Here is a 15055-nt window from a genome sequence, read left to right as displayed (position 1 = left end):
GGCGCGCCCGTCAGGCACGCCCCCCAGGGTCCGTCGGCGACAGGTCCTCGGCGACGGGGGCCGGTTACTTGTAGGTGTCCGCGACCTTGATCTTGCCGTCGATGATCTTCTTCTTGGCCGTCTCGATCTTCGGCTTGATGTCGTCGATGAAGCCGCCGGAGTACGAGAGGCCGACGCCGCCGCGCTTGAGGTCGTAGGACTGCACGCCGTGTTCGGCCTTCTTGGTCTTCACGACGCTCTTGATGAAGTCGTAGACCGAACCGTCGACGTTCTTGACCATGGAGGTCAGGATCGCGTTCTTGTACGCGGACAGGCCCTTGTCGTAGTACTGGTCGCCGTCCACGCCGATCGACCAGGTGCCCTTCTTCTTGCCGGTCGCCTCGATGGCGCCCGCGCCGGAGCCACCGGCCGCGGAGAAGATCACGTCGACCTTGTTGGAGAGCATGCCCTCGGCGATGTCCTTGCCGCGGTCCGGCATGCCGAAGCCCTTGGGCGAACCGACCTGGACCCACTGGACGTCCAGGGACGCCTTGGGGTTGGTGTCCTTCAGGCCCTGCTGGAAGCCGCCCGCGAACTTCTTGATCAGCGCGCTGTCGGTGCCGCCGATGAAGCCGACCTTGTTGGACTTGGTCTTGAGCCCGGCGGCGACCCCGGCGAGGTACGAGCCCTCGTGCTCGGCGGAGACCAGGCTGGCGACGTTCTTGGCGTCGACGACGGAGTCGACGATGGCGAAGTCGGTGTCGGGGTACTTCTTGGCGGCCTTGGTCAGCGAGGGGGTCCACGCGTAGCCGACGCCGACGACCGGGTTGTAGCCCGCCTCGGCGAGGCTGGCCAGCTTGTCGTAGCGGTCGGCGTCGGTGTCGCCGTCCTTCGCGGTCAGCTCCTTGCCCTTGACCTTGAAGTCCTTCAGGGCGCGGTCGTAGCCCTTGGCCGCGGAGTCGTTGAACGAGTGGTCGCCGCGGCCGCCGACGTCATAGGCGAGGCCGACGCCGGCGTTCTTGGTTTCCTCTTCGGAGCTGCTGCCGCAGGCGGTGACGGAGAATGCGAGAGCCGCGGTGGCTATGCCCGCGACAGCTATCGTGGATACCCGGCGCACGAGGGTCCCCTCTGAAATCTCGAAGCGCCTCTCTGCGGCGCTGGCTCCGCCGCATCGTAACGCGCGTAGATCCCAGATAAAGGCCCGCTCCGAAGCCGTTATCGGATCGTCGCGAACCTCTCGTAACGGCCGGATCTACAGAACGTTTCGTTCGAGCAAAGCCGCGGCGGTGAACAGCTCCACACCCACCTCGATGGCGCCCTCGTCCACGTCGAAATCGCCCGCGTGGAGGTCGCGCCGGGTGGTGTCGCCGACCCTGCGCACGCCGAGCCGGGCCATCGCGCCGGGCACCTTCTCCAGGTACCAGGAGAAGTCCTCGCCGCCGAGGCTCTGTTCGGTGTCCTCGACCGCGATCGAGCCGCGGCGGGCCACCATCGCGTCGCGCAGCAGCTCGGTGGAGGTCGCCTCGTTGACCACCGGCGGGACCCCGCGGATGTAGTTGATCTCCGACTTGGCGCGGTGGAGGGTCGCGACCTCGTCGATCGCGGCGTGCACCAGGTCCGGGGCGGCGCGCCAGGCGGGCAGGTCCAGACAGCGGACGGTGGCGGACAGCTCGGCGTGCTGCGGGATGACGTTGCACGCGTGGCCGGACTCGACCCGGCCCCAGGTGACGGCGAGCCCGGAGCGGGCGTCGGCCCGGCGGGCCAGCAGCGCGGGCACCTCGGTGATCACCTTGGCGGTCGCGGTGACCAGGTCGGTGGTGAGGTGGGGGCGGGCGGTGTGGCCGCCGGGCCCGTCGAGGGAGATCTCCAGCCGGTCGCAGGCCGAGGTGATGGGGCCGGTGCGCAGCCCGATCCGACCGACCTCGACCTTGGGGTCGCAGTGCAGGGCGAGGATCCGGCCGACGCCGTCCAGGGCGCCGCCCTCGATCGCGTCGGCTGCGCCACCCGGCAGGACCTCCTCGGCGGGCTGGAACAGCAGCCGCACCGGGCGCCGCAGCCGCCCCTCGCGGGCCAGCTCGGCCAGGACCAGACCGGCGCCGAGGACCACGGTGGTGTGGACGTCGTGGCCGCAGGCGTGCGCGCGGTCGGCGACGGTCGAGCGGTACGGGACCGTCTTGGTGTCCGGGATGGGCAGGGCATCGATGTCACCGCGCAGCGCGAGCGCCGGGGTCACCCCGTCCCAGGGGCCGATGTCACAGATGAGGCCGGTGCCGCTGGGCAGGACGCGGGGCGAAAGGCCCGCCTTCTCCAGCCGCGCCTTGAGGGCGGCGGTGGTGCGGAACTCGCAGTTTCCCAGCTCGGGGTGCATGTGCAAGTCCCGCCGGAAGGCGATCAGTTCGGCGCGCAGCTCATCGGGGAGCGCGCCGGGCAGGGCCGCGTCGGCGGACGGTGTGGCATCGGTCTCATCGAGGGACATCAATTGCTTCACCCAAGGAAGCGTAGAACGACCTTGGGGTGCGGCGAATGTCGATCAACAAAACTTCAACCCGTTCGGGGCGGGAAAGTACCCCGGCCGGTGCATGATCTCCCTAGTCAGGGGGTATAACAGACCGCTTCTCTGCGAGCGTGTGATCCTTTCGTGAGAAGCGCCACATGGGGTACCCGTCTCACGACGCGGTCACCGGGGCGCCGGGCGCGGCCGGGGGCACGGCGGCCGGCGGGATCGTGGCCGACGGCTCCGGGCGGTCGACGGGCGATGACTCCCGGCGTTCGGCGGGCGACGGCACCGAGCTGAGCCGGTGGACATCCCGGGCGGTGCCGGTGACGCCCGACAGGAACCCCTGGGCACGCGGGGACGCGTCGCTGGTCAGCCAGGCGGGGTCGACGTCGTACACGGCGACCTTCACATCGGTGCCCGCGAGCGCCAGCGGCAGGGTGTGCACCACGGTGGACGGGAAGCTCACGATGGTGTGCCCGATGGGGCCGCGCCGCGCTATCAGCTCCAGCGGCAGATCCGGCCGTACGATCTCCAGCCCCACCTCGTGCGAGACCCGGCTGAGCTTCTCGGCGCTCTCCCGGCGGTGCGCGAAGTAGCGGGTCGCGCCGTGGGCCTCGGCCAGCGAGGCGACCGCCTCCAGATAGCGCTCCAGGTCGACCACGCCGGTCTCGACCAGGGAGGTGCCGACCAGGTCGGTGCCGCGGGTGAGCCGGGGCGGGCCGAAGCGGGCCCGGGTCCAGGCGAAGTCGTTGGCCGTGACGGTGACCCCGGGGGGCGGTTCGACCGGCATCGAGCTGAAGACCTCGACCCGGCGCTTCTGGCCCGGGGTGAGCTTGCGGCGCGCGGTGGCGGAGAACGGCGCGAACGCCATGTCGCGCGCCCCACGGCTGCTGCCGCGCCGGTGCCAGCGCACCAGGCGCTCCCCGTTGGCCAGCTGGGAGATGAACTCCATGGTGGCCGTGCCGTCGTCCACCACGACCAGGTCCTTGGCCCGGGTGAGGGTCAGCAGCAGCTGGACGTAGCGGGAGAACGGGTCGCCGATCACGATCCGGGCGGCCCGGCGCAGCGGTCCGCGCAGCCCGCCGATGGTCTTCAGCGGGGCGCCCGCCCCGCCCCGCGCGTCCTCCCAGCGCACCGTGATGCCCTCGTCGCGCGCCAGCTCGGCCATCCGGCGCAGCTGGCCGCGGGTCATCGGATCGTGCGGGGAGAGCACCACGACGGTGAGGTCGGCGGCCCGGCCGAGCGGCGGCGGGGACGGCTCGTCACCGGGGCCCGAAGCCCCCGGGGGCGCGGCCGGGTCCGGTCCCGGGGCGCGCAGCGCGTCCGTGTACGCCCACTCCAGCACGTTGAGGAGCTGGACCGGGCTTTCGACGAAGGCGAGGGTGGCGGCGGTCTTCGCGCCGTTCCCGGGCTCCGCCCCGTCCACAGACATGGCACCGTCCACAGTTGCACCGTCCACAGACATCACACCGTCCGAAGACATCACACCGTCCAAGGGCAGGGCCCGGAAGCGGCGGGTGTCCCCCGAGGAGTCGGGGGATCCCGCCGCTTCCGGGCGTGGGCCGGTCCGACCGGCCGGTGGAATCACGGAAGAGGGCTCAGACCGCGACGGGCTCGCGGTCGTCGGCCTCGGCGACCACACCGGCGACCCGGCGCAGCTTCTTCATCGGGCCCAGCTCGCTCTCGTAGACCTTCTTGACGCCGTCGCCCAGCGACTCCTCGACCACGCGGATGTCACGCACCAGGCGGGCGAGACCCTGCGGCTCGACGGAGGCGGCCTGGTCCGAGCCCCACATGGCGCGGTCCAGGGTGATGTGGCGCTCGACGAACGCGGCACCGAGCGCGACGGCGGCCAGCGTGGTCTGCAGACCGGTCTCGTGGCCGGAGTAGCCGATCGGCACGTTGGGGTACTCGGCCTGCAGCGTGTTGATCACGCGCAGGTTCAGCTCCTCGGCCTTGGCCGGGTACGTGGAGGTGGCGTGGCACAGCAGGATGTTGTCGCTGCCGAGCACCTCCACCGCGTGGCGGATCTGCTTCGGGGTGGACATGCCCGTCGACAGGATGATCGTGCGGCCGGTCGCCCGCAGGGCGCGCAGCAGCTCGTCGTCGGTCAGCGAGGCGGAGGCCACCTTGTGCGCCGGGACGTCGAACTTCTCCAGGAAGGCGACGGCCTCGGTGTCCCACGGGGAGGCGAACCAGTCGATGCCGCGCTTCTTGCAGTGCTCGGAGATGGCGCGGTACTCGTCCTCGCCGAACTCCACGCGGTGGCGGTAGTCGATGTAGGTCATCCGGCCCCAGGGCGTGTCCCGCTCGATGTCCCACTGGTCACGCGGGGTGCAGATCTCCGGGGTTCGCTTCTGGAACTTGACCGCGTCACAGCCGGCCTCGGCGGCGGCGTCGATCAGCTTGAACGCGTTCTCCAGGTCGCCGTTGTGGTTGATGCCGATCTCACCGGTGATGTAGACCGGCTGGCCGGGTCCGGCGGTCTTCGCGCCGAGGGTGCGGAGGCGAGAGTTGGAGCTCACTTAAGACAGTTCCTTTCCGAGAATCCACGAGGCGATCTCGCGGATCGCGCCGTCTCCTCCGGGGGTGGAGGTGACCGCACGTGCAGCGCCGCGCACGACGTCGTGCGCACCTGCGACCGCCACGGGCCAGCCGACGAGGCCGAAGCACGGGAGGTCGTTGACGTCGTTGCCGACGTAGAGCACGCGCTCCGGCGCGATGCCCTGCTCCTCGCACCACTGCTTCAGTGCGAGATCTTTGCGGTCGATGCCGTGGAGCACGGGGACCCGCAGCTTGCGGCCCCGTGCGGCGACGACCGGGTTCTTTTCCGTGGACAGGATCAGCAGCGCCAGCTCGGCGCGGCGCAGTGCGGCGATCCCGAGCCCGTCGCCGCGGTGCACGGAGACGAGTTCACGTCCTTCGGAATCGATCAGCACCCTGTCGTCGGTCTGGGTGCCGTCGAAGTCGAGTACCACCGCGTCGATGTCGTCGCGGGTGGGGAGGGCCCCCGGGCGCTCCGCGTCCAGCAGCGGGGCGAGGGCGCGGGCGCGGGCCAGGTCGTGCGGGTCGTCGACCTCCAGCACCCGGGCGGCGTCGGTGCGCACCAGCTCGGTGCGGCCGAAGAAGCGGTGCCCGGCCTCGCGGAAGCCGCGCGCGTCCATGGCGTAGGCGGCGCCGGTCTCCAGGAAGTCCTGGGGGCGGTCCTGGCGGCGCGGGCGGTACGACTTGTCGTGGTTGACGCCGTCGCCGCCGTCCCGCTCCGGGTCGTCGCCCTCGCGCCAGACGAAGCCGTGGAAGGGGGCCACCGTCAGCGCGCTGTCCGCGCCCTTCTCGGCGACCGCGCCGGCCACCCCGTCGATGTCCTCGCGGACGATGAACGGGCTGGTGCACTGCACCAGGAGGACGACGTCCACGGTGGTGCCGTGCATCGCCTCGTACGCGTCCATCGCGTGGATGACCGCGGCCTCGCTGGTGGCGGTGTCGCCCGCGATGTCGGTCGGCCGCTGGATGACCACGGCGCCCGCGCCGCGCGCCGCGGCGGCGATGCCGGCGTCGTCGGTGGAGACGGCCACGTCGGTCACCAGGCGGGCGGCCCGGCACTCCCCGACGGCGCGGGCGACCAGCGGCACACCGCCGACCGCGGCGAGGTTCTTGGCGGGCACGCCCTTCGACCCGCCGCGGGCGGGGATGACGGCGAGCACACGGGGGCTCGATGCGGGCATGGCGGCTCCTTCGGGGGATTCGGAAATGGCTGTCACACCGCCTGCTTCGTTCGCTTCTCCGCCCGCGCGGCGCAGAGGTGCGGGCTTCGTCGCCGTCTGCGGCCCGGCGGCCGCGCGTGCTCCCCCAGCTACCGCTGGGAGGTGCCCCCTGCTCACAGCTCCCCCATCCGCCGGATGACCGGGGCCACGCGCTGGACGCCATGCCGGTAGGCGCCGCGCGCCGCGTCCCGCATGGTGTTGCGTACGACCCGCCGCAATCCGCTGACCTCGGCCTGGTCCAGGGAGGCGGCCCCCGGGCGGGGCCGTCCGTCCGGCTCGAAGCCGTAGCGCTCGAGGATCCGCGGCAGATAGCCGGGCGCGGTGGCCGGGGTGTAGTAGGGGGCGAGCGCCGGGAGGGTTTCGGCCGCGGCCAGGGCGGCGACCTTGTCCCGGGCGGTGTCGAACGCGGTCTCGTACGCCCCGTCGGCGGCAACTCCCTGGCGGGCGAGCCACTCCGGGTCGGGCTCGGGCCGGTATCCGGCGTCCAGCTCGTCCCACGAGGCCAGACATCCGGAGCCGAGGAAGTGGTGGTTGCCCAGCGGCTCGCGGATCCCGAGGTCGGTGAGGATCGCGGTCGGGATGGAGCGGTGCAGGGACTCCAGGGCGGCCGTGGAGCTGATGGTGACCAGCAGGTCGGTGGTGTCCAGGACCTCGCCCATGTTCCCGTAGGCGAGGCGGAAGTTGGGCGGCAGCCCGTCGCCGAACCTGGCGATCAGCTTCTGGTACGGCAGTTCCTCGATGTGCGTGGTGTGCTCCCCCGGCTTGGAGCGCAGCTTCACCACGACCTCGCGGTCCGGGTGGCGGCGGGCGTGGTCCACGGCCCGGCGCAGCAGGTACGTACGGTCGGCGCGGTTGTCCGGCACGGACGGCTGGACGGCGAACACCACCGTGCCGCCGGGGTACTTCCGCGCCTGCCGGGCCTCCTCGTCGTAGCGGGCGCCGCCCAGGAAGGGGAGCGCGCACTCGGTGACGCTGTCGCCGGAGGCGCCGACGCCGGTGTACACCTCGCGGAAGCGGTCCGCGTCATGGCGCGAGTTGGCGAGCACCACGTCGGCGCCGTGCCGCAGCAGCAGCCCGTCGGCCAGCTTCTCGTAGACGACGCCCACATAGCCGGTGACGATCACCGGGCGGCGGGTGGCGCCCTGCCAGGCGTGCGCGAGGGCGTGCAGCATGGCCTGGACGCCGCCGCCCACCAGGGACAGCACGATCACGTCGTACTTCTCGCGGTCCATGGACCGGACGAACTCGATGCCCGTCACCTCGCGCAGCGAGTCCGTGCGCACCCCGACCTCGGCGAGCTGCCGGACGGTCGGCGTGGCGCGGCCGCGCAGCAGGTAGCCGTCCAGGCGGCGGCCTGAACCCGCTGAACCCGCTTCCTGGGAATCCGAGCTGTCCGGGACGAGGCGCTGCGCGGTGAGCGCGCCCCATTTCCACCGGGTGTCGGAGTCGGCGAGCACGGCTACTCGCACAGGGGATTTGATACGTGAGGGCACGTCGGAGACGCTAGGAAGGGATTTCGATTCACGGCCCAACGCAGGAGCAACAAAGGGTTAACAGCGCGTCGACGAATGGCGAATCGGCTGGCCGGAGCAGCGGGTTAACCGTTCCGACGTTCTTCGTTCACCTTCACGTACACCTACGGTCAAGACGAATGCCGCCCGGCGACCTAGCGTCACCCGCGTGGTTAAGCTCTCCGTCATCGTGCCGTTCTACAACGTGCAGACCTATGCCCCTGACACGCTCAGAAGTCTTCGTGCGAACGCACGCGCGGACTTCGAATTCATTCTCGTCGACGATCATGCGACCGACGGGACACCGGAGATCCTCGAGCGCGCCGAGCGCGAGCTTCCGGGGGCCGTCTACATCCGTCATGAGCAGAACGGCGGGCTCGCCACCGCGCGCAACACCGGTCTGGACGCGGCCACCGGCGAGTACATCACCTTCCTCGACGGCGACGACTGGCTCGCGCCCGGGTATTACGAGCAGCTGCTCGCCGCCATGGAGGACCTGGGGTGCGACTTCGTGCGCACCGACCACGTCCAGTGCACCGGCCGCAAGCGGTCGGTCACCCGGGTGCCGCACGGCCTGCGCGACCAGGTGATGAACCCGCGGGACGTGATCCTGCCCGCGGACCGCTCCACCTCGGTCGACTACGCCTTCGCCTGGGCGGGCATGTACCACCGCCGGCTGCTCGACGAGGGGCTTCTCCACTTCACCCACGGGCTGCGCACCGCCGAGGACCGGCCCTGGATCTGGCGGCTGCACCGCGAGGCGCGCAGCTTCGCCGTCCTCGGCCTGCACGGCGTCTTCTACCGGCGCGGCGTCTCCTCCTCGCTCACCCAGATCGGCGATGTGCGGCAGCTCGACTTCATCCGCGCGTTCGACCAGGTCATCGAGGAAACGGCGCGGGACCGGGACGCGGACACCCTGCTCCCCAAGGCCGTGCGCACCTACTGCGCGATCATTTCCCACCATCTCGGAAACATCGAACGCTTCGAGCCGCAGGTGGCCCGCAAGCTCCGTTCGATGTCGGCGGCCGCGCTGAAGCGCATGCCCCAGGACGTACTGAAGGACGCGCTGGATTCCATGGACTACGAGCGTGCCGCCCGGCTGCGGCGGATGAAGCGCCGCGGCGCGGGCACGGAGGTGGCGGCCTGATGTCCGCGACCATGACGTACACCCCGCGCGGCGAGCGCAAGCGCACCCAGATCTTCATGGCCTCCACCCTGTACGGGGCGGCCACCCTCGCCGCCGCGATCGACGCGGGCAGCGTCGGACCGGCCGACCGCCGGCTGCTGCTGGTCAGCAACAACGCCGCGACGCCGGAGACCACGCCCGCCGTCGACGACATGCCGGGCTTCGAGCGGCTGCGGCCGCGCTTCGACCGGGTGCTGTCCTGGAACGAGACGATCAGCCCCTTCCACCCCGGCGGCTGGTCCCCGCGCCAGGACGACGCCCCGCTGTGGGAGCGCCATCTGCGGCTGCTGTGGAACCTCGGCGAGGACGACATCGAGCTGATCCTGGAGTCCATCCAGGTCAGCCCGGCGATGGCGATCGCCCAGGTGTTCCAGGGCGCCCCCATCGACGTCTACGCCGACGGGCTGATGAGCTACGGCCCGACCCGTAACAAGCTCCACCCGCTGGTCGGCACCCGCATCCGGCGGCTGCTCCACCTCGACCTGGTGCCGGGGCTGAAGCCGCTGCTGCTCACCGAGTTCGACGTACCGGCCGAGGTGCTGCCGACCGAGACGTTCACCAAGGTGCTCGCCGAGATCGGCGAGGCCGCGCCGCGCGCCGTCGCCTCCGCGACCGAGCGGATCGCCACCGGCACCGGGCCCGCCCTGATGCTGGGGCAGTACCTGTCCGCGCTGGACATCCTCACTCCGGAGGAGGAGGAACAGCTGCATGTGCGGATGCTGCGGGGCGCGGTCGCGCTGGGCCACCGCACCGTCGTCTTCAAACCGCACCCGACCGCCCCGGCGCGCTGGTCGCGGATGCTGGAGAAGAAGGCCGCGGAACTGGGCGCGGAGCTGACCGTCATGGACACCCCGGTCCTCGCCGAGGTGCTGTACCAGCGCATGGAACCCGGCCTGGTCATCGGCTGCTTCTCCACCGCGCTGCTCACCGCGAGCGTCTTCTACGGACTGCCGGTGGCCCGCATCGGCACCGATGTGCTGCTGGAGCGGCTGACCCCGTACCAGAACAGCAACCGGGTGCCCGTCACCATCGTGGACGCGCTGCTGCCGGACCTGGAGGACCACAAGGCGGTGGCCGCCGGGGCCGGTCCGGTGGACGAGCGGTCGGGACAGAAGCTGAACGGGCTCGTCTCCGCCGTCGGCTTCTGCATGCAGGCGAAGATCTACCCCGGTCTGCGGCCCGCCGCGGAGCGCTATCTCGCCGCCCATCTGGACGCCCACACCTGGCGCTACTTCAAGCGCCGCCGGCTGACCGCGCTCGCCCTGCCCGGGGCCGTGCCGTCCCAGCTCGGCTTCATCCCGCGCAACGAGACGGTGCGGCGGGTCGCCCGCCGCGCCCGGGCGCTGAAGAAGGCGGCGCTGAAGAAGACCGCCACCAGCTGATCCACCCGACCATCTGTCCTACGAGAAGGAGCCACGGCGTGACCGCCGACCACGGGGTAAGCCACATACGCACCGGCGCCTCGGGGGTGGCGTCATGACCGCGGGCGCGGGCGCGCCGCCCGCCCCCGAAGCAGGCCCGATAGCCCCGGCCCCGGTCTCGGTCCCGTCCCAGCGCGAACCAGGACTGGGGCCCGGGCAGCCCGAGCCGGGGCAGGGGCCGGGACAGCCGGCCCCGGGCCGCAAGGGGCAGCCGGTGCGGCTGCGCGCCCTGGACGGGCTGCGGCTGCTGGCCGCGCTCATGGTCGCCGCGTACCACTACGGCGGCCGCGACGGCGAGATAGCCCAGGCGTGGGGCGCCTCCCCGCGCCACATCTTCCCGACCGCCTCGTCGTACTTCGCGTACGGCTGCCTGGGCGTCCAGATCTTCTTCGTGATCAGCGGCTTCGTCATCTGCATGAGCGGCTGGGGACGCCCGCTGCGCTCCTTCTTCGCCTCCCGCGTCTCCCGGCTCTTCCCCGCCTACTGGGCCGCGATCCTGCTGATCACCGTCGTCTTCGCGCTCCCCTGGGTGGCGTTCGAGACGGTCTCGCCCAGCGACACCCTGGTCAACCTGACCATGCTGCAGCAACCGCTGGGCGCCGACCGCGTCCTGGGCGTGTGCTGGACCCTCTGGGCCGAGCTGCGCTTCTACGCCCTCTTCGCGCTCTTCGTCGTCCTCCCCGGCGCCGGCCGCCAGCGCGTGGTCCTCTTCTGCGCCGTATGGACCCTGGCCGCCGCCGTCACCGACGCGGCGAACCAGCCGCTGCTGGACCTCATCCTGATGCCGAACTACGCCCCGTACTTCATCGGCGGCATCGGCCTCTACCTGATCCACCGCTACGGCCACGACGCCACGGCCTGGGGCATCGTCGCCCTCAGCTTCCTCATCGGCCAGCACTACGCGGTCTCCGAGCTGTGGCACCGCCCCAACCCGGACTTCTTCTCCTACCGCTCCACCTTCGGCATCGTCGCGATCGTCGCCTTCGGCTACCTCGCCGTCGCCCTGGTCGCCCTCGGCAAGCTGAACTGGGCCAACTGGCGCTGGCTGACGGTCGCGGGCGCGCTGACGTACCCCTTCTACCTGGTCCACGAGCACCTGGGCTGGGTCGTCGTCGGGTACCTCCACCGCACCCTCGGCCTCCCCTCGTACGCCACCTTCGCCCTGACCATCCTGCTGATGCTGACCCTGGCGTGGCTCCTCTACCGCTTCGTGGAACAGCGCCTCACCCCCGTGCTGAAACGCTCCCTCTCGGCGGCCCGGGTGCGCTGAAAATACGTCGCCTCAGGGCCCGGCAGCCCTTACCGTCACCCCCATGAAGCTGCTCTCCGTGAACGTCGGCAGGCCCCGCCCCAACCCGTGGAAGGGCCTCAGCGCGACGGGCATCGACAAACGCCCCGTCGACGGCCCGGTCACCGTCACCGCCCCCGGCCCCAAGGGCACGGGGGCGGTCGGCCTCGACGGCGACCGGGCGTACGACGTGAAACACCACGGCGGCCCCGACCAGGCCGTCTACGCCTACGCCCGCGAAGACCTCGACGGCTGGGAAGCCGAGCTGGGCAGGCCCCTGAAGAACGGCGTCTTCGGCGAGAACCTCACCACCCTCGGCCTGGACGTCAACGCCGCCCTGATCGGCGAGCGCTGGCACATCGGCCCCGACGTGGTCCTGGAGGTCTCCTGCCCCCGGATCCCCTGCGCGACCTTCCAGGGCTGGCTGGAGCGCGAAGGCTGGATCAAACGCTTCACCCGAGCCGCCCTGCCGGGCGCCTACCTGCGCGTCATAGCCCCCGGCGCCATCACCCCGGGCGACCCGGTCGAGATCGCCCCTCGCCCGAATCACGACATCACCATCGCCCTGGCCTTCCGCGCCCTGACCCGCGAAGCCGCCCTGCTCCCCCGCCTCCTGGCCGCCGACGCCCTGCCGGAGGAGACCAAGACCCGGATCCGCAAGCGCATGGGGGATTCATGACCAGCAGGTTCACCGAGTTGGTCGTCGACTGCCACGATCCGGAGCGCCTCGCGGCCTTCTGGTGCGCGGTCCTGGACTTCACCGTGATCGAACGGAGCGAGACCGAGGTCGAGATCGGCTCCTGGGAGCCGACCGTCGAAAAGGTCCGGTCCCGCCAGATGCCACCCACCCTGCTGTTCATCCGAGTCCCCGAGGGCAAGACCGTGAAGAACCGGCTCCACCTGGACGTCAGCCCGATCGACAGCAGCACCGACGACGAGGTGACCAGGCTGCTCGGCCTCGGCGCCACCAAGGTCGACGTGGGCCAGGGCGCCGGCCGCAGCTGGGTGGTCCTGGCCGACCCCGAGGGCAACGAATTCTGCGTCCTGCGCACCCTGGAACCACCCCGTTAGCCTCGCCGTTTCGGTTGGGGTGATGAGACGTCGCTGTTCGTCTTCTGTCGCGTGGGCGGGGTGATTTCGTTGCCTGGGCATGGCGGAGTCCCGGCGCGTGGTCGGGTTCTCCAAGGTCTTTCGGGTCGTGGGCGGCCGGGGGTTTGCCCAAGCAATCCACTCATTCATCAACCGCCCCAGGGGGCAGCAGTACAGTTCTGGTGATCCATGCGAACAGACGTGCAGCCCGCCGACCCGCTGCCCGAGTGTCGGTGAGGGCGCGCGCTGGCGGCCCGTGCCGCCCCAGTGGAAGACATGATGCAGTGACGGAATCATCCTTGGCCATGTGTGTGCCGTCGGATCACTTCGGCCTTACGTGTGTGCGGGATGTCTCGCCGGACGAGGTGCTGGCCCGCTTGAGCGTCACGGATCAGGCACCGTACCCGCTCTACACCCCCGGCGAGGCTGTCCGGCGCTTGGGATTCGGCCACGAGAACCCCGCGGCACGTGTCTGCCAGGCCGGTCAGTGGACCTTCCTTCTCGACGTCGACGCCCACGGTTTGCTGCTCCAGACCCCGGTGCTCACGCGCCTGTCGGTGGGGACCGAGGCAGTTTCAGTCTGGAATGTGATGGATGGTACGACCCGGATCGGGCACGCGCGAGGAGGAGAACTGCTGGCCTCCTACGACGCCTGGCGCTTCGAGCCGCCCGAGGGCGCCGATCCGTCGTTCCTCAACCGAGCCCTCACGGACGCAGGTTTCTTCCTGGACGAGAACTGGGAGTCTGGCGAGTGGGAGCCGTCCGGTGCCGCGTTGCTCCTGTTGGAGCGAGAGTTCGGCCTGACGCTGTCCCCCGGCACGGTTGAGAGTCCCCTGCCGACGGTCAGCCTCAACGACCTGCGAGGCTGACCACCGAAGCCCATTGGCGAAAGCCAGGTCGGAAGGTGATGCTCAGCCAGAACGGGTCATTGTCTCCGAGCCGCGCGCTGACCACGAAGCCGCCGTAGGTCGACCCCAGGTCTGAGTTGAGCGCTCCGGGGATATGCCCGCGTACGCACTTCTCACTGCCGGTGACGGTCCCTACCGTGGTGACGGTGGGCCAGTCCACCGCAATGTCACCGGGCTGCTGCGCAAGCTCTGCCCGTCCCGAAGGGCGCTGAGGAACGCCCGCGGCCGTCGGCCAAGACTGCCCGTGAGGGGAGCTTCCGGTTCCCGAAGGCGTCCTGGGGGTGGTGCGAGGTCGTCACCTGGCCCGGGCACTCTGCACACGGCGCGGTTTCCAGGGCGGCCTCAGATGAGTCCGCGCTCGGCGAGGCTGCGGCCGGTTTCCTCGATCGTGTCGGGGATCGAGTGGAGCGGGCGGGCCAGGAGCGCCTCGGCTGTGCCGTGGTCGAAGCGCTGCGCCGAGCCGATGAGCCACCGGTTGTCGCGCAACTGAGGTTCGAACACGCTCGCGACCCAGGTGAGCCATGCCGGCATCGCCCGTGTAGGGATCTTCCCGCTCGCCTCGGGAAGCCTCTCGCGGAGCACCGTGGCGACGTCGATGAGCGAAGTCGGGTCGGTCGCGACGATCGTGCGATGTGCGCCCGCCGTTTCGGAGGTCATGGCCTCGATGTGCGCGTCGGCGACGTCTCGCACGTGGACCCACGGGAGTCGCAGGTCTGGGACCATCGGCAACGCGCCGGCCATGACCTGCTGGATCGCCGAGACCGATGTTCCCGGGTCGTCGGAGAGGAGGGGCCCGATGACCGCGCCCGGGTTGATGACGGCGAGCCGGTCGCGCGCGCCGCGTCGGTCGGCGATATCCCACGCCGCGCGCTCGGCCCGGACCTTCGAAACTACGTAGGCACCGAGGCCACGGCGGTCGAGTGGGGTCCAGTCGGATGCCGTGAAGACGTGATCGCTGCGCGCCGGGGCGTACTGCACCGCCGCGAGAGACGAGGTGACGACCACGCGCTCCACGCCTGCATCGAGCGCTGCGTCGATTGCCCGCGTCGTGCCCTGTACGGCGGGGCGGATCAAGTCCTGCGGGTCCTTCGGCTTCGTCGTGACGAAGGGGGAAGCGACGTGCAGTACGAACCGGCAGCCCGTGGTCGCGGCCGCCCATCCCTCGTCCGACAACAGATCGAGCTGCAGGAGCTCCAGCAACGTGTCATCTGCACCTGCCTCTGCCATCGCAGCGCGCACCTCGGCGGCTCGGGCCGGAGACCGCACGGACCCGCGGACCGCGTATCCGCGCCGCAGAAGCTCTGCCGCTGTGTGACCACCGATGAACCCCGAGACCCCCGTGACAAGGACCGTGTCCGTCATACCTATCCCAGCGATCGCCCTATCTTGACAGCGAGCAGTTTACGGCGGGT

The 15055-nt window shown here is 70.7% G+C and carries 13 protein-coding genes; 6 read left to right on the top strand and 7 right to left on the bottom strand.

The genetic code is table 11. From position 1 onward, the window contains the following. Positions 1–64 precede the first annotated feature (64 nt). The 6 genes from ABZ562_RS09375 to ABZ562_RS09350 form a co-directional block, all read right to left on the bottom strand. A complete protein-coding gene (locus ABZ562_RS09375; protein WP_361475904.1) occupies positions 65–1096 on the bottom strand; it encodes a BMP family ABC transporter substrate-binding protein in 1032 nt (343 codons plus the stop codon). Positions 1097–1231: 135 nt separating this feature from the next. Next, positions 1232–2455, bottom strand: a complete 1224-nt coding sequence (locus ABZ562_RS09370) for an amidohydrolase (protein WP_361476029.1) — start codon at positions 2453–2455, stop codon at positions 1232–1234. Positions 2456–2645: 190 nt separating this feature from the next. Next, positions 2646–3908, bottom strand: coding sequence for a hypothetical protein (locus tag ABZ562_RS09365; protein ID WP_361475902.1), 1263 nt, complete (start codon positions 3906–3908; stop codon positions 2646–2648). Between the two features lie 166 nt (positions 3909–4074). After that, positions 4075–5001 (bottom strand): N-acetylneuraminate synthase family protein, encoded by a 927-nt coding sequence (locus ABZ562_RS09360; RefSeq protein ID WP_361475900.1) that lies wholly within the window; start codon positions 4999–5001, stop codon positions 4075–4077. Beyond that, positions 5002–6201, bottom strand: a complete 1200-nt coding sequence (locus ABZ562_RS09355; protein ID WP_361475898.1) for an acylneuraminate cytidylyltransferase — start codon at positions 6199–6201, stop codon at positions 5002–5004. A 152-nt stretch (positions 6202–6353) separates the two neighbouring features. Beyond that, a complete protein-coding gene (locus tag ABZ562_RS09350) occupies positions 6354–7697 on the bottom strand; it encodes a DUF6716 putative glycosyltransferase (protein WP_361476027.1) in 1344 nt (447 codons plus the stop codon). 223 nt (positions 7698–7920) lie between these two features. Here ABZ562_RS09350 and ABZ562_RS09345 point away from each other — a divergent pair, with 223 nt between their 5' ends. The 6 genes from ABZ562_RS09345 (at position 7921) to ABZ562_RS09320 (ending at position 13604) form a co-directional block, all read left to right on the top strand. Next, on the top strand, positions 7921–8898 hold the full coding sequence (locus tag ABZ562_RS09345) for a glycosyltransferase family 2 protein (RefSeq protein WP_361475896.1): 978 nt from the start codon (positions 7921–7923) through the stop codon (positions 8896–8898). Beyond that, entirely contained in the window at positions 8898–10319 is a 1422-nt protein-coding gene (locus tag ABZ562_RS09340; protein WP_361475894.1) for a polysialyltransferase family glycosyltransferase, read from the top strand. The genes ABZ562_RS09345 and ABZ562_RS09340 overlap by 1 nt, the downstream gene beginning before the upstream one ends. Positions 10320–10413: 94 nt before the next feature. Beyond that, positions 10414–11628 (top strand): acyltransferase, encoded by a 1215-nt coding sequence (locus ABZ562_RS09335; RefSeq protein WP_361475892.1) that lies wholly within the window; start codon positions 10414–10416, stop codon positions 11626–11628. 43 nt (positions 11629–11671) lie between these two features. Beyond that, positions 11672–12325 (top strand): MOSC domain-containing protein, encoded by a 654-nt coding sequence (locus ABZ562_RS09330; protein WP_361475890.1) that lies wholly within the window; start codon positions 11672–11674, stop codon positions 12323–12325. Further along, positions 12322–12717, top strand: coding sequence for a VOC family protein (locus ABZ562_RS09325; RefSeq protein WP_361475888.1), 396 nt, complete (start codon positions 12322–12324; stop codon positions 12715–12717). Before ABZ562_RS09330 ends, ABZ562_RS09325 begins: the two co-directional genes overlap by 4 nt. Before the next feature lie 323 nt (positions 12718–13040). Then, complete coding sequence (locus ABZ562_RS09320) at positions 13041–13604, top strand: DUF6461 domain-containing protein (RefSeq protein WP_361476025.1); 564 nt, start codon at positions 13041–13043, stop codon at positions 13602–13604. A gap of 381 nt (positions 13605–13985) precedes the next feature. On the opposite strand, the gene ABZ562_RS09315 is transcribed toward ABZ562_RS09320, so the two are convergent. Beyond that, a complete protein-coding gene (locus ABZ562_RS09315; protein WP_361475886.1) occupies positions 13986–15005 on the bottom strand; it encodes an NAD-dependent epimerase/dehydratase family protein in 1020 nt (339 codons plus the stop codon). Positions 15006–15055 lie beyond the last annotated feature (50 nt).

This window comes from Streptomyces sp. NPDC019937 (assembly GCF_040631655.1).
Taxonomy (GTDB): Bacteria; Actinomycetota; Actinomycetes; order Streptomycetales; family Streptomycetaceae; genus Streptomyces.
The sequence above is the reverse complement of the archived record's forward strand: the minus strand, read 5'-3'. Positions and strand labels throughout refer to the sequence as shown.

Bases quoted from the DNA above. Each gene is read 5' to 3' on its own strand.
- ABZ562_RS09370 (WP_361476029.1), bottom strand. From the start codon at position 2,455: ATGTCCCTCGATGAGACCGATGCCACACCGTCCGCCGACGCGGCCCTG.
- ABZ562_RS09365 (WP_361475902.1), bottom strand. From the start codon at position 3,908: ATGTCTGTGGACGGGGCGGAGCCCGGGAACGGCGCGAAGACCGCCGCC.
- ABZ562_RS09355 (WP_361475898.1), bottom strand. From the start codon at position 6,201: ATGCCCGCATCGAGCCCCCGTGTGCTCGCCGTCATCCCCGCCCGCGGC.
- ABZ562_RS09340 (WP_361475894.1), top strand. From the start codon at position 8,898: ATGTCCGCGACCATGACGTACACCCCGCGCGGCGAGCGCAAGCGCACC.
- ABZ562_RS09335 (WP_361475892.1), top strand. From the start codon at position 10,414: ATGACCGCGGGCGCGGGCGCGCCGCCCGCCCCCGAAGCAGGCCCGATA.
- ABZ562_RS09330 (WP_361475890.1), top strand. From the start codon at position 11,672: ATGAAGCTGCTCTCCGTGAACGTCGGCAGGCCCCGCCCCAACCCGTGG.
- ABZ562_RS09325 (WP_361475888.1), top strand. From the start codon at position 12,322: ATGACCAGCAGGTTCACCGAGTTGGTCGTCGACTGCCACGATCCGGAG.
- ABZ562_RS09320 (WP_361476025.1), top strand. From the start codon at position 13,041: ATGTGTGTGCCGTCGGATCACTTCGGCCTTACGTGTGTGCGGGATGTC.
- ABZ562_RS09315 (WP_361475886.1), bottom strand. From the start codon at position 15,005: ATGACGGACACGGTCCTTGTCACGGGGGTCTCGGGGTTCATCGGTGGT.